The organism is Pseudomonas sp. PD9R, assembly GCF_019200975.1.
GTDB lineage: Bacteria > Pseudomonadota > Gammaproteobacteria > Pseudomonadales > Pseudomonadaceae > Aquipseudomonas.
Genome location: NZ_JAHTMR010000004.1, coordinates 88,128 through 102,244, shown reverse-complemented (window position 1 = coordinate 102,244; position 14,117 = coordinate 88,128). Strand labels below are relative to the sequence as shown.

General features: G+C 61.4%; 11 protein-coding genes. All 11 read right to left on the bottom strand.

Annotated features, from left to right (window positions below; all coding sequences use genetic code 11):
- The 11 genes from KUF73_RS10590 to KUF73_RS10540 all read right to left on the bottom strand — a co-directional run bounded on the left by KUF73_RS10590 (position 1) and on the right by KUF73_RS10540 (position 14,107).
- Positions 1 to 726, bottom strand: coding sequence for an ABC transporter ATP-binding protein (locus KUF73_RS10590; RefSeq protein ID WP_218437998.1), 726 nt, complete (start codon positions 724 to 726; stop codon positions 1 to 3).
- 25 nt (positions 727 to 751) lie between these two features.
- On the bottom strand, positions 752 to 2,062 hold the full coding sequence (locus tag KUF73_RS10585; protein ID WP_218437997.1) for an ABC transporter substrate-binding protein: 1,311 nt from the start codon (positions 2,060 to 2,062) through the stop codon (positions 752 to 754).
- A 104-nt stretch (positions 2,063 to 2,166) separates the two neighbouring features.
- Entirely contained in the window at positions 2,167 to 3,513 is a 1,347-nt protein-coding gene (locus tag KUF73_RS10580; RefSeq protein ID WP_218437996.1) for an outer membrane beta-barrel protein, read from the bottom strand.
- Between the two features lie 348 nt (positions 3,514 to 3,861).
- Entirely contained in the window at positions 3,862 to 4,578 is a 717-nt protein-coding gene (locus KUF73_RS10575; protein WP_218437995.1) for an NAD(P)H-dependent oxidoreductase, read from the bottom strand.
- 9 nt (positions 4,579 to 4,587) lie between these two features.
- The gene (locus KUF73_RS10570; protein ID WP_218437994.1) at positions 4,588 to 6,234 is read right to left on the bottom strand and encodes an ABC transporter ATP-binding protein; all 1,647 of its coding nucleotides are present in this window, start codon (positions 6,232 to 6,234) and stop codon (positions 4,588 to 4,590) included.
- A 2-nt stretch (positions 6,235 to 6,236) separates the two neighbouring features.
- Positions 6,237 to 7,064: an ABC transporter permease gene (locus KUF73_RS10565; RefSeq protein WP_218437993.1), complete on the bottom strand. Its 828-nt coding sequence runs from the start codon at positions 7,062 to 7,064 to the stop codon at positions 6,237 to 6,239.
- Between the two features lie 3 nt (positions 7,065 to 7,067).
- Complete coding sequence (locus KUF73_RS10560) at positions 7,068 to 8,027, bottom strand: ABC transporter permease (protein WP_218437992.1); 960 nt, start codon at positions 8,025 to 8,027, stop codon at positions 7,068 to 7,070.
- A gap of 144 nt (positions 8,028 to 8,171) precedes the next feature.
- Positions 8,172 to 9,773, bottom strand: a complete 1,602-nt coding sequence (locus KUF73_RS10555) for an ABC transporter substrate-binding protein (RefSeq protein ID WP_218437991.1) — start codon at positions 9,771 to 9,773, stop codon at positions 8,172 to 8,174.
- A gap of 97 nt (positions 9,774 to 9,870) precedes the next feature.
- Positions 9,871 to 11,286 carry an aldehyde dehydrogenase family protein gene (locus tag KUF73_RS10550; protein WP_218437990.1) on the bottom strand — a complete coding sequence of 472 codons (1,416 nt, stop codon included), beginning with the start codon at positions 11,284 to 11,286 and terminating at the stop codon, positions 9,871 to 9,873.
- Positions 11,279 to 12,469, bottom strand: coding sequence for a pyridoxal phosphate-dependent aminotransferase (locus KUF73_RS10545; RefSeq protein ID WP_218437989.1), 1,191 nt, complete (start codon positions 12,467 to 12,469; stop codon positions 11,279 to 11,281). Before KUF73_RS10545 ends, KUF73_RS10550 begins: the two co-directional genes overlap by 8 nt.
- Before the next feature lie 30 nt (positions 12,470 to 12,499).
- A complete protein-coding gene (locus tag KUF73_RS10540) occupies positions 12,500 to 14,107 on the bottom strand; it encodes a 5-guanidino-2-oxopentanoate decarboxylase (protein WP_218437988.1) in 1,608 nt (535 codons plus the stop codon).
- Positions 14,108 to 14,117 lie beyond the last annotated feature (10 nt).

Genomic DNA, 14,117 nt, shown 5'->3' with positions numbered 1-14,117 from the left:
TCAGCTCCCGATGCCCATGTAAATGTCCTGGACCCGTGGGTCGGCCATGACGCTGCGCGGCTCGCCTTCGGCCAGCTTGGCACCGAAGTTAATCACCGTCAGGCGGCTGACCACTGCCAGCAAGGCGTGCACGATGTGCTCGATCCAGATGATCGCGACACCGGACTTGTGGATGCCCTGAATGGTTTCCACCAGCGCCAGGCATTCCGGTTCGGTCAGGCCGCCGGCGATTTCGTCCAGCAACAGCAGGCGCGGTCGGGTCGACAGGGCGCGGGCCATTTCCAGGCGCTTGCGGTCGAGCAAGGTCAGCGAACCGGCCAGCACGTTGGCCTTGCGCATCAGGCCGGTCAGCTCCAGCGTTTGTGCGCACCATTGGCTGGCTTCCTTGTCGCGCAATTTCGCACCGAAGGTCGCGCCCACCAGCAGGTTCTCGAACACGGTCATTTTCACGAACGGATGCGGGATCTGATGGGAGCGCCCGATGCCTTGCTGACAACGCTTGAACACCGGCACTTGAGTGACATTGCGGCCTTCGAAATGGATCGTGCCTTTGTCGGCCGCCACGCCGCCGGCGATCAGGTTGAACAGCGTGCTTTTACCCGCGCCGTTGGGGCCGATGATGCCCAAGGCTTCACCCGGTTGCAGGGTCAGATCAATGGCGTCCGTGACCTTCACCGAACCGTAGCTTTTGTGCACATCGGTCATTTGCAGAAGTGGCTGTTGCATGGTGCACCTGCTTGTTGTTGCGCGATCAATACGTAATGGCCTGCATCTCACCGCCCAGCGGGATCGCCGGTGCGGTGGCATTGCTGGTCACGATCAGGTCGTATTTGTTGTCTTTGCCCAGTCGCCATTGGCCACTGACCAGTGGCGTCTTGGCGACGTTTTTCACCGGCCCGCCATGCCAGTTGATCGGCCCGACCACGGTGTTGAGGTTGGTTTTGACCAAGGCCTCGCGCACGGCACTCGGGTTACCGATTTCTTCGGTGCGCTGGAGGATGTCCACCGCCAGTTCGAACAGCGCGTGCACGAAGCCCAGCGGTTGCGTCCACTGCTTGCCGGTGGCCTGGGTGAAACCCTGGGCCAGTTGCCCGGCACTGGCGCCGGTCAATGAAGAGCTGAACGGGTGCGTCGGGCTCCACCAGATTTCGGTCGACAGGTTGTTACCGGCCTTGCCCAGCGCTTCCACTGCGGTGGGAAACAGCAGCGCCTTGCCCACCGACACCGCTTTGGGTTTGAAGCCCTGCTGGCGAGCCTGGGTCCAGAAGGTGCTCAGGTCGGGGGGAATGACCACGCCGGTGACGATTTCGACGTCAGCCTTTTTGAACGCGGCGATTTGCGCCGAGAAGTCGTCGGTCAGGCTCTGGAAGCGACCGGGATCGATCAGTTGAAAGCCCTTTTGCGCCAGCACCGGCGGGAACCCGAGCTTCTGATCGCCCCAGGCATTGCCGTCGCCATCGTTAGGGAACAGGCCGCCGACGACTTTGTTGAACGGCATCGCACCCCACATCGAACTATAAGCGCCGATGACATCCTCCAGCCCCCAGAAGAAATGGTAAGTCCACTCGAAACCTTGATCGGGTTTGCCACCGCGAGTGAAGAACCATGGCTGCCATGGCGCAACCGTGGAGATGCAAGGGATCTCGTTGATCTCGCACTGGTCGGAGACCGGATTGGTGGTTTCCGGGGTCGATGACACCAGCATCAGGTCGACCTGATCCGACAGAATCAGTTCGCTCGCCACTTCAGCCGCGCGGTTAGGGTTGGACTGGCTGTCCTTGACGATGACTTCCAGGCGATACGCCTTGCCCCCCACGGTGATCGTGTTTTTCAGTGCTTGCTTGAGCGATTCGATGATGTAGTTGTCGGCCGCCGCAAAAGGCGCCAAGGGCCCGGTCTGTGGGCTGACATAGCCAAGCTTGATCACCCGCTCGCTGCCGATGGCGAAGTTGAACGGCATGCTCGCCAGCGCGACACCACCGGCGGCAACGCCAGTACTGCGCAGGAAATCACGGCGCGAGAAGTCGCGGCCAAACAGGTTGTTATCGTTGTTGTCTGTCATGAAAGAACTCCAATGTGGCGGCGTGCCGCCAAAGCCCGGTCGAACAAGGTCACAGCGTGTGGATCGAGCCGCACGCAAGCTCAGGGACGAACGATTAAGTCGGTTTAGAAGAAGAAGCTGACGTCGAAGGAAGCGACCACTTGCGAGTCTTCCTGTCCATCGGCATAGGCATCGCGACCGGGACCGGAATGGATGTCGTAGCGCAGTTCCGGGCGCAGGCGCACGTTAGGCGTCGGTGTCCAGGCCACGTTAGTGGTCACGCCGTAGAAACTGCCCCAGGTCGGATCGGGGATACCGGTATGCGGGTCGATATTCGCCATCATCACGTGCACCGGTGCGTCGGTATAAAACCACTCGGCGCGGCTGTTCCACGTCAGGGTTTCAGTGAGCTTGTGATACCAGTTGATGTCCGTGCCGTACCAGGTCGCATCGTTTTTATTGGCGAAACCGGCGAAGGCGCCCTGCTCCTGCTTGCCGTAGTTCAACTCCAGCGCCACGCGGTTGTTCGGGTCGAGTACCTGCGACAGGGTCAGGTACGACGCCAGGCGTTTGTAGTCGTCGTCCTTGGTGCCGGCTGGCAATGGCGAGCCGCAGCTGCAATCGGCAAAGCTGTCGCCTGCGCCGTTGCCGTAGATGTTTTCCCAGTCGATCCAGGTGCTGAAGTCAGCCGAGCGCCAGCGCACGTTGGCGATGGCATCCGGTGAGTGGTTGGGGTCTTGCAGGTTGTTCCAGCCTTGCACCACGCCCAGTTCGAAGCCGAGCATGCTTTCACCCGGTGCCGAAGGCAGCTTGAACGAGTACAGCGCACCGGCGTGTTTGGCCGGGCCGTGCATGAAGGAATAGGTGTGCGAATAGAAGTCAGTCGGCGCGGGTGATGGCAAGGCGAAGCCGATTTCGTTTTCCAGCGGCGTATGGAAAATCCCGAACATCAGGTCTGAACCGCCGAGTACCGGGAAGTAGAAGTCGGCGTAGGCCTGCGCGATGGTCAGCGCGGGCTCTTCGGGTTTGTTGCTGCGATTGGCGCTGAGGTCTTCGTCCCAGCCGTAGGTCTTGAAGTAGCGCGCATCCTTGCCGTACACCGCCGTGACGTTGAAACCCCAATCGGCCTCTTGCGGCATAGGCCCGGGGAACGGCCCGACACGGCCGACCACATTGCTCTTGGGTTTCTTTTCCACGGCCAGGGCGAACTGGTTAAGGTTCACACCTTCGTCGGTATTGAAAAAGCTCTGCTTGCTGACGTCATCCGTGCCGTTGTTGTTGTAGATCACACCTGCCTGGGCCCAGCCGTAGACTTTGATGCCATGTTCGCGCTCAAGGCTGTCGCCGAACACACTGCGCACCAGCGAGCCCATCGGGTCGTCTGCTGCCGAAGCCATGGAGGGAAACAATACGTCGACACCCAGAACGGGCGCGAACAGGGTTGCTGCGCAAACCCATGCACGAATACTCATACCTGCCTTCCTTATTTTTATTAGGCGCCAAACCCCCGAAGGGGCAAAAGGCCGAAAGCAAGGTATGACGTTGACGTGTCTGTCTTGATGAGCCCTGGCTAGAGCTCCACCCAATCGTTGGCAGATCGTGGTGTTCGGCGTGATGGAGGCTACAAGCCCGCCACCACACCAACAATTCCATTCTCGGCGACTTCAGTGTTTGCGTATTCAGAACAATCCAGCGGGGATTCGCGGTGAACACATAACCTCTGTCGGAGCTGCCGCAGGCTGCGATCTTTTGACTTTGCTTTTTAAAGACCAAGATCAAAAGATCGCAGCCTGCGGCCTCCTACAGGGTTTGTAGTGTTTTTAGGCGATGGCGGGCTGGGTCAGTGGGTAGAGCTGTTCATCGAACTGCGACAGCTTCGGAAATGCCAGCGGTTGTTCGTCACTCAGGTGTTGCAGGCGTTGGCTGTAATCAACCAGGAACTGTTGGCGGGCTTCGGCGCTGATGTACGGCACATGCCAGGCCACGAACGGCTCCAGCACATCGAAACCAACGTAGGCCAGCGTGCCACGCAGAATTGGCCGCAGCATGTCCTGCAACGGACCGTGGATCGCGTCTTCACCGAACATGTGCTCTCGGCCGCCCAGCGTCACGGTGACCAGCGCCTTTTTTCCGCTCAAGCCACCTTGATCGTAAAAACGCTTGCCGCCGTAGCAGATGCCGGACACCAGCACCCGGTCAATCCAGCCCTTGAGCATCGCCGGGGCGGAGAACCAGAAGATCGGGAAATTGAGAATCAGCAGGTCGGCCCACAGCAGTTTGTCCAGTTCAGCCTGAATGTCCGCTGCCAGCGACTGACTTTTGACACCCAGGCGTTGCTCCAGCGCATAGACCAGGTACTCGGGGTTTTCCCGCGACGAAAAGTCATCGGCGCTGGCCACCGGGTTCCAATTCATCTTGTACAGGTCGCTGACCTGCACTTCATGGCCCTGGGCTTCAAGGGTCGCAACCGCCTGGTCACGCAGGGCAGCGGTGAAGGATTGTGGCTCTGGATGAGCATGAACGATCAGTACTTTCATGGTGATTCCTTAGACTTTTTCCAGCGTATGGGTTGAATGTTGTGAAGCGCGACTGGCCAGCAATTGGTCGAGCCAGTCCGGGTCCATTTGCGGTTCGGACGAGAACAGCAACCCGGTGTAGTCCTGGTGCGGCGGGGTGAAAATCTGGCTGCGCGAGCCATGGTCGACCACCCTGCCCCGTTGCATCACCAACACTTCATCGGCAATCGCACGCACGGTGGCGACGTCATGGGTGATGAACAAATAGGCGACGCCCAGTTGCTGCTGAATACGGTTGAGCAGCTTGAGTACACCTTCGGCTACCAGTTGGTCCAGTGCCGAGGTGACTTCGTCGCAGATGATCAGCTGAGGATCGGCGGCCAATGCCCGGGCGATGCAGATGCGTTGTTTCTGCCCGCCGGACAGTTCTCGTGGCTGACGCTCCATGAAGGTTGCCGGGTCCAGTTCGATCATCTCCAGCAGCTCCGCAACCCGCGCGCGCATGGCCTTGCCCTTGAGCCCGAGATAAAACGTCAACGGCCGGCCGATGATATCGACGATGCGCTGGCGTGGGTTCAGCGCGGTATCGGGTATCTGGTAGATCATCTGCACGCGGCGCAATTGCTCCTTGCTGCGCTGACGAAAGTCCGCCGGCAGCGGCTCACCGTCGTACAACACCTGACCAGCAGTGGGCTGCAGCAGCCCGGTGATCAAGCGTGCCGTGGAGCTTTTACCGCTGCCGGATTCGCCAATCACAGCCAATGTCTGGCCGCGATACAGCTTCAACGACACGTCATGCAGCACCGGTTGATGACCGTAACTGGCGCAACTGCCGCGCAATTCCAGCAGCGGTTTTTCGGCTTGCGGGCACGGCTTGGGTTCGGTGCGGAAACTGCGCACCGCCCACAGTGACTTGGTGTACTCCTCCTGCGGGTCACCGAGCATCTTGCGGGTCTCGGCCTCTTCCACCAGTTTGCCGTGGCGCAGGACCATGATGCGGTCGGCCATTTGCGCCACCACCGCCAGGTCGTGGCTGATGTAGATCGCCGCGCTGCCGTAGGTCTTGACCGCATCGCGAATCGCCGCCAGCACTTCGATCTGGGTGGTGACGTCCAGCGCGGTGGTCGGTTCGTCGAAGATAATCAGGTCCGGGTGGCAGGCCATTGCCATGGCGGTCATGACCCGCTGCAACTGGCCACCGGAGACCTGATGCGGGTAGCGCTGGCCGATCTGCTCAGGATTGGGCAGACGCAGCACTCGATACAATTCCACCGCTTCGGCCATGGCCTGGGAACGGCTCATGCCTCCGTTTTTCACAGCGGTTTCCACATGCTGATCGATCAAACGATGGGCCGGGTTGAACGAAGCCGCTGCGCTCTGCGCCACATAGGCGATGCGCAAGCCGCGCAACTTGCGCAGCGCTTCGGGTTTGGCCTTGAGCAGATCGATACCGTCGAAATGCACCGAGCCTCCGGTGATCCGGCAACCATCACGGGTGTAGCCCATCGCCGACAACCCGAGGGTCGATTTACCCGCCCCCGACTCACCGATCAGCCCCAGCACTTCGCCGCGTTGCAGGGTCAGGTCGATGCCCTTGATCAGCGGATGCCAGGCGTCTTCGTAATGACCTTCGATGTGCAGGTCGCGGATTTCCAGCAAAGGTTTTGATGTCGTCATGTTCAGCATTCCTTGAGGCCGCTGGATTTGTGCAGCATCCAGTCGACGACGAAGTTGACGCTGACCGTGATCAACGCCACGGCCAGGGCGGGCAGCAACGGGCTGATGTCGCCAAAGGTGATCAGTACGGCGTTGTCGCGCACCATGCTGCCCCAGTCGGCGGTCGGCGGCTGGATGCCCAGGCCGAGGAACGACAGCGCACTGATGAACAAAAACACAAAGCAAAAACGCAGGCCGAATTCGGCAATCAACGGCGCCGCCGCGTTCGGCAATACTTCGCGGGTCACTAGCCACCACAGGCCTTCACCGCGCAGGCGCGCCGCTTCGACGAAGTCCTGCACCACCACGTTCATGGCCACCGCGCGAGACAGACGAAACACCCGGGTCGCATCCAGCAGCGCGATGACCAACACCAGCGAAGTCGCGGTGGTGCCGACCACACTGAGGATCAGCAAGGCGAAGATCAGCTGCGGAATCGCCATCAGGATGTCCACCACCCGCGACAGCCCCTGATCAACCGCGCCACCCTTGATCGCCGCGACCAGACCACTGAGGCCACCGAGCAGGAACGCCAATACCGTGGTCAGGAAGGCAATGCCCAACGTATTGCGCGCGCCGTACACCAGACGACTGAACATGTCGCGCCCCAGGTTATCGGTGCCCAACAGGAACTGCCCGCCCCACGGCGCAAAGCCATCACCCACCACCTGAGTTTCGCCGAACGGTGCCAACACCGGGGCGAACAGCGCTACCAGGACGTACACAACAATCACCAGCAATCCGAACTTCGCACTCAGCGGCGCCCGGACCAATTGTTTAAACAAGCTCATGGTCTACCCCTTCGGATGCATCAGGCGTGGGTTGCTGGCAATCGACAGCACATCGGCGCTGGTGTTGAGCAGGATGTAAGTCGCGGCAAAGATCAGGCTGCAGGCCTGCACCACCGGGATGTCGCGTTTGGCTACGGAATCCACCAGCAACTGGCCGAGCCCCGGATAGACAAACACCACTTCAACCACCACCACGCCGACCACGAGGTACGCCAGGTTCAGCGCCACCACGTTGACGATCGGTGCCAAGGCATTCGGCAGGGCATGGCGAAAGATGATTCGCGATTGACTGATGCCCTTGAGCCGGGCCATTTCGATGTACGGGCTGGCCAGCAGGTTGATCAGCGAGGCGCGGGTCATGCGCATCATTTGCGCAATCACCACCAGGCTCAGCGTCGCCACCGGCAGTACCGAGCGGTCGAGTATCGTGCCGAGGGTCGCGTCCGGCGCGATATTGGAAATGCTCGGGAACCAGTTGAGCTTCACCGCGAACACCAGGATCAGGATGTAGGCGACAAAGAACTCGGGGAACGACACCGCGCTCAACGCCGAGGTGTTGAGCAAGCGGTCGAACCAGCTGTTGCGATACAACGCCGCGAGCATCCCCAGCAGCAACGCCAATGGCACCGATACCAACGCTGCCAGCAACGCGAGGCTGAAGGTGTTGCCCAAACGACTGCCAACCAGTTCGGCGATGGGCCGCTGGTTGGCCAGCGACACGCCGAGGTCACCGTGTAACAGATTCCACATCCAGTGGCCGAAGCGCACCAATGGCGACATGTCCAGGCCCAGTTGCGCACGGAACGCCGCCACGGTTTCCGGTGTAGCGGATTGGCCGAGCATGGCCTGGGCGATATCGCCCGGCAGCATGCCGACCGCGAGAAAAATAATCACTGACACCGCAAACAGCGATAACAGCCCCAATGCCAAACGCTGCGCCAACAGCTTGAAAATACTCTTCATCGTGCAGTTCCTTGAGATGGATCGGGGAGCCTTGTGTAGGAGCGAGCTTGCTCGCGAAAAACCTGAGGGCACTGGGGTGATTCAGGTTTCCAGCGTTATCGTTAAGCTCCATCGCGAGCAAGCTCGCTCCTGCAACGGCACTCTTTACGCCTGCCACCAACGCTCGATCACCCGCAGGCCATCCAGTTCGCCGTAAGGCGCAGTCTGGCCGCCGTGGTTGACGCGGTTGGAACGGGCTGCCACCGAACTGGCAAACAGCGGCACAATCGCGCCGCCTTCATCGCGGCACAGCGACTGCATTTCGTTGTACATCTCGCGGCGCAATGGATCGTTCATCTCGCCACGAGCGGCATTGAGCAACTGGTTGAAGCGCGGGTTGTCCCAGTGGGTTTCGTTCCACGCCGCGCCTTTGGCGTAACCGATGCTGAACATGCGGTCGGCGGTCAGGCTGCTGTACCAGAACGAGGTGGTGAACGGTTGCTTGTTCCAGACGTTGGAAAAGAAACCATCGGCCGGTTCACGCACCACATCGATCTCGATCCCGGCCGCACGCGCCTGTTCCTTGAACAACACCGAAGCGTCGACGGCGCCGGTGTAAGCCGCGTCGGACGCTTGCAGGCGTACCTTGAGCGAATCCATGCCGGCCTTTTTCAGGTAAAAACGCGACTTGTCCGGATCGTAGGTGCGTTGTTCCAGCGCAGTGTTGATGAAGCGGCTGCCGGGCTGGATCGGGTGATCGTTACCGACCAGGCCATAGCCGTGCAGCACCGAGGCCAGCAGGGTTTCGCGGTTGATCGCGTGTTTCATGGCCATGCGCACATCGTTGTTCAGGAACGCCTGACTGTCGGTGAGCATCGGGAAGGTGTAGTGCTGCGCGCCCTTGGTTTCTTCAATGACCAGGTTCGGATTGCGCTTGAGCAGCGCCACGGTTTTCAGGTCGACCTTGTTGATCACGTCCACCTGGCCGGTGACCAGCGCGTTGACCCGCGCGGCACCATCGGCGATGGCGATCAGCTCGGCGCTGGCGAAGTGCGCGCGGCCCGGCTTCCAGTAATCGGGGCTGCGTTCCAGGGTCATGCGCACGCCCGGTTCGAAGTCCTTGAGGCGATAACCGCCCGTGCCGACGCCGGCCTGCCAGTCCGCCACGCCATCCTTGCTCGGCATGATCACCACGTGATAATCGGCGACCACGTAAGAGAAATCGGCGTTACCCGAATGCAGTTCGAACACCACGCTGTCGCTGCCACTGGCGCTGACCTTGGCCACATCACCCAACACGGTCTTGGCCGCCGAGGTGGATTTTTCCCCGAGGTGATGCTGGATCGAAGCCACCACGTCATCAACGGTCAGGGTCTTGCCGTTGTGGAAAGTCACACCCTGACGCAGCTTGAAAGTCCAGACGCGGGCGTCCGGGGTCGAGGTCCAGCTTTCAGCCAGTTCCGGGATCGCCGTGCCGTCGACGGCGATTTCGGTCAGGGTGTTATAGACCGCCGAGAAACCCACGAAGGTGAAGGTATCGGCCCACGAACCCGGGTCCTTGGAGTCGGTGGTGCTGCCACCTGCCAGGCCCAGGCGCAGTACGCCGCCGGCTTTCGGCGTGGCTTCTTCGGCAAACGCACCGTACGGCAGGCCCATGGAGAACGCCCCGGCCACTGCTGCAGCCGCTGCGCTGTATTTCAAGAAGTCTCGACGCGGAAAACTGAATTCGTGGTTCGCTTGAGTAATCTTGTTTTTGTTATCGCTCATTGCATTGCCCCTGATAAAAGCTAATGAAATACCCGTTCAAAACCACGCAAAACACCGGGCCAAGGCCCGGTGCTAATACCCTTTGAAACGTTAACCGTCACACCTGGATCGCCTTCACTTCGACGAATTCGTTGAGCCCTTCTTCCCCCCACTCCCGGCCATTGCCCGACTGCTTGTAGCCGCCGAACGGTGCCTGATAGTTAAATGCCGCGCCGTTGAGAAAGCACTGGCCTGCCCGCAGTTGCCGGCCCAGTTGCAGGGCACGCTCGGTGCTGCCGGCCCAGACGCCGCTGGACAGGCCGAACGGCGAGTCGTTGGCAATCTCAATTGCCTGTGCCTCATCGTCGTAGGGAATCAGGCACAGCACCGGGCCGAAGATTTCTTCCTGGGCGATGCGCATGGAATTGTCGACATCGGCGAACAGCGTCGGGCTGACATAGAAGCCACGCTCGAACGACGAGGCCGAGTCGCCACCGCACAGCAGACGTGCGCCTTCTTCCTGACCGATCTTGATGTAGTCCAGCACCGTGCGGCGTTGCCCGGCCGAACACATCGGACCGAGAAAGCTCTGTGGATCGAGTGGATCACCCATGCGCAGGCTCAGGGTTTCTTCCAGCGCGATCTCCAGCGCCTCGGCATAACGACTGGCCGGCAGCAGCATGCGAGTCAGCGCGGTGCAGGTCTGCCCGGAGTTGATCATCACGTCCTGCACGCCGTAACGCACCGCCGCGTCCAGATCGGCATCTTCGGCAATCAACAACGCCGATTTACCACCGAGCTCCAGGCACACGCGCTTCACCGACGGTGCAGCCGCTTGCGCAACCCGCACCCCCGCGCCGGTGGAACCGGTGAACGACACCATGTCCACGTCCGGGTGCTTGGCCAGGGCTTCGCCGACCTTCGAACCCGGTCCGCTGACCAGGTTGAACACGCCGGCCGGCAGCCCGATGTCTTCAATCATCTGTGCCAGCAAAAACGCATGCAGCGGCGTGTCCTGACTCGGCTTGACCACCACTGTGCAACCGGCGGCCAAGGCGGGAGCGAGCTTGCCGATCAACTGGTGCAGCGGGTAGTTCCACGGGTTGATGAACGCACACACGCCCACCGCCTCGCGGACCACCAGCGAGTTGCCGACTTCACGCACTTCATCCATCAAACCGGCAAGTTCGACGTACTGCTCCAGCCCCATGATCGGCCCGTCCACTTGCACCGAGCGACTCCACTGCACTGGCATGCCCAGTTCGGTGGTGATCACCGCGGCCATTTCGTCGGCGCGGGCCCGCAGTTGTTCGGCCAGTGCGCGGATGTAACCGGCACGCACGCTGGAAGGCGTGCGTGCCCATGAAGCAAAGGCTTTGCGTGCAGCGGCGACGGCGCTGTCGACATCGCGCTCATCGCCCAGCGGGACGCTGCCAGCGACTTCTTCGGTGGCCGGGTTGATCACCTCGGCGATGCCCTGCCCCGATGGGGTTTGCCAGCGACCATCAATAAAGAGTGACGTGTGGTTAAGCATGTACCTGAGCCTCCATTAATGCTTCGGCGCAACGGGCGATGCGCTGGCAGGCATCACGCAACGGCGCTGCCCCCACCACCAACCCGAGGCGAATGTGACCGGCAGCGCTCGGCCCAAAGGCTTCGCCGGCCAGCACCGAGACACCGTGGTGATCGAGCAAGCGGTCGGCAAATGCCTGGGCGCTGAGCCCGGTTTCGCGAATATCCACCATCACGAACATCCCGCCATCGGGTTTCAACGCGCGCACGCCGGGGCAATCGGCCAGGCTTTCGCACACCAGGTCACGGCGCTGGCGATAGGCTTCGCGCATCGCTTCCAGTTCCGGCAGGTTGCTTTCCAGTGCGATCACGGCAGCGTCTTGAATGAAATCCGGCGAACCGTAGAGCATGCACAGCGCGAGGTTTTCAAGGTGCGCGGACAGGGATGGCGGCGCCACCACCCAGCCGACGCGCCAGCCGGTCATGGCGTGGGATTTCGACAGGCTGTTGAGGGTCGCAGTGCGCTCAGCCATGCCCGGCAGACTCGCCGGGCTGACGTGTTCGCCTTCAAACAACAGTTCGCTGTAGACCTCATCGGAAACCAGCCACAGGTCGTGGGCGATGCACAGTTCGGCGACCGCCTCCCAGGTGCGTCGCGGCAGACTTGCACCCGACGGGTTGTGCGGGCTGTTCAGCGCCAATGCACGGGTACGCGGGGTGATGCGTGCGGCAATATCTTCCGGCAGTACACGGAAACCGTTCTCCGAACGCACCGGCACGGGGATGACAACGGCACCGCAAGCACCGAATACGGCTTCGTAGGTGACGTACATCGGTTCGGCGACGATGACTTCATCGCCCGGATTGAGCACGCACTGGGCCACGCTGAACAGTGCGCATTGCGCCCCGGCCAGCACCGTGACTTGATCTGCCGAGACCTGTTGGCCGCTGCGTTGTTGGTGACGTTTGGCAATGGCTTCACGCAGGGCGCGCTTGCCGCGTACCTCGGCGTAATGGGTATTGCCGGACAACAGACTGTCGATGGCACCCTGCACGATCGGCTGCGGCGTGTCGAAATCCGGATCGCCGACCGACAGCAGCAGGATGTCTTCGCCCTGCTCCCGCTTGGCCAGCGCACGGTAATGAATATCCCAGGCGGCGGCACCGTCACCGGCGATACGTTGAGTCAGATCGGAAAAGCGCATGGCTCTATCCCTCTACACAAAGGTTGAACGTCAGCGAACGCAGGCATGCTTGAGTTCGATCAGGGTGACGCCGTTGCGGTTGAAGCCGTGGCGCAGGTCAGTTTGCAGTTCCGTGAGGTTCTGCGGCTGAGTCACCGTGCAACCGAAGGCGCGACCGAGGGCGGCAAAATCCGGGTTGCGCGGCAGCACGCCGATGGGCTCGATATCCAGGCCGATCATGTCGTCACGAATCTGCCCCAGGGCGTCGTTGTTCCACAGCAACACCACCAGCGGGCTGTCCAGTTCCTCGACTGCCGTCGCCAGTTCCTGCGCGGTGTAGAGAAAACCGCCGTCGCCGACCAGTACCAGACCCGGGCGTTGCGGCGCGCCGAACTTGGCGCCGATCCCGGCCGGCAAGCCGTAACCCAACGTGCCGTAGCCAGTCGGGTGCAGCCAGCTGCGGATGTCCAGGCTGTCAAAGGCGTAGTTGCCGGTGTAGGCCAGTTGGGTCATATCGGTGCTGATGAAAGCGTTTTCCGGCAGTTCGGCAGCAATGCGCTGCAGAATCGCCTGATGGATCGACTGCAATGGGCCGTGACCAGTCTTCACCGCGTCACGCAGGGCTGCGACCGATGCAATCGCTGCACCGGCATCACGCACGTCAGGCGACAGGCGCTCCAACAACGCACTCAGGGTCTGTTGTGAATCGCCGTGCAACGCCACCGCACAAGGGTAGAAATCGTTGAACTTGCGTGGATCGATGTCCACTCGCAGCAATTCGGCGTTGAGTGGCAGGCGCTCGCGCCAGAAATCGGTGTCGGCCATTTCTGTGCCAACCGCCAGCACCACGTCGGCTTCGGCGATCAGGTTCCAGCCGGGCTCAACGCACAGCGACGAACCCGCGTTCAATGGCGCGTGCGGCGGCAGCAGGCCTTTGCCCGCAACACTGGTGAACAGCGGCGCGGCCAGTCGAGTACTGATTTCTTGCAACTCTGAAGCGGCGTTCAAGGCGCCACCGCCGGCGATGATCATCGGTCGCTTTGCGCCGTGCAGCTTGGCCACCGCTTGATCCAGCGCAGTAGCAGATGCGGGGCCACGACCCGGACGACGAACGACTTCGTTGCTCCAGTCACGGGCAATCGGTGCCGACAGCACGTCCAGCGGCACGGAAATGTGTACCGGGCGCGGCCGCTCGCTGTCGAACACCGCATAGGCTCGGGCGATCAGTTCCGGCAGGTCTTCGGCGGTCAGGGCCACGGCCGAGAACGCAGTGATCGGCGCGGTCATGGCGCGCTGGTCCTGGCATTCGTGCAGGCTGCCCCAGCCTTTGCCGAGGCTGGCGGTGTGGTTGACGCTGGAAATCACCAGCATCGGGATTGAGTCGGCGTAAGCCTGGCCGATACCGGTGGCGGCGTTGGTCACGCCGGGGCCGGTAATGATGAAGCACACGCCGGGTTTGCCGCTGACCCGTGCGTAGCCGTCGGCCATGAAACTGGCGCCTTGCTCGTGGCGGGTCAGCACGTGACGAATGCCACTGCCGGGCAAGCCACGATACAGCTCAAGCGTGTGCACGCCGGGAATGCCGAACACGGTGTCGACGCCGTAGTTGGCCAGCAGACGCACCAGCGCCTGGCCACCGGTCAAGGTTTTGCTTTGCATGTTCATGTCC

Coding starts and splice junctions, on each gene's coding strand:
- KUF73_RS10580 (WP_218437996.1), bottom strand. CDS start 3,513: ATGAGTATTCGTGCATGGGTTTGCGCAGCAACCCTGTTCGCGCCCGTT.
- KUF73_RS10585 (WP_218437997.1), bottom strand. CDS start 2,062: ATGACAGACAACAACGATAACAACCTGTTTGGCCGCGACTTCTCGCGC.
- KUF73_RS10540 (WP_218437988.1), bottom strand. CDS start 14,107: ATGCAAAGCAAAACCTTGACCGGTGGCCAGGCGCTGGTGCGTCTGCTG.
- KUF73_RS10575 (WP_218437995.1), bottom strand. CDS start 4,578: ATGAAAGTACTGATCGTTCATGCTCATCCAGAGCCACAATCCTTCACC.
- KUF73_RS10565 (WP_218437993.1), bottom strand. CDS start 7,064: ATGAGCTTGTTTAAACAATTGGTCCGGGCGCCGCTGAGTGCGAAGTTC.
- KUF73_RS10555 (WP_218437991.1), bottom strand. CDS start 9,773: ATGAGCGATAACAAAAACAAGATTACTCAAGCGAACCACGAATTCAGT.
- KUF73_RS10560 (WP_218437992.1), bottom strand. CDS start 8,027: ATGAAGAGTATTTTCAAGCTGTTGGCGCAGCGTTTGGCATTGGGGCTG.
- KUF73_RS10570 (WP_218437994.1), bottom strand. CDS start 6,234: ATGACGACATCAAAACCTTTGCTGGAAATCCGCGACCTGCACATCGAA.
- KUF73_RS10545 (WP_218437989.1), bottom strand. CDS start 12,469: ATGCGCTTTTCCGATCTGACTCAACGTATCGCCGGTGACGGTGCCGCC.
- KUF73_RS10550 (WP_218437990.1), bottom strand. CDS start 11,286: ATGCTTAACCACACGTCACTCTTTATTGATGGTCGCTGGCAAACCCCA.
- KUF73_RS10590 (WP_218437998.1), bottom strand. CDS start 726: ATGCAACAGCCACTTCTGCAAATGACCGATGTGCACAAAAGCTACGGT.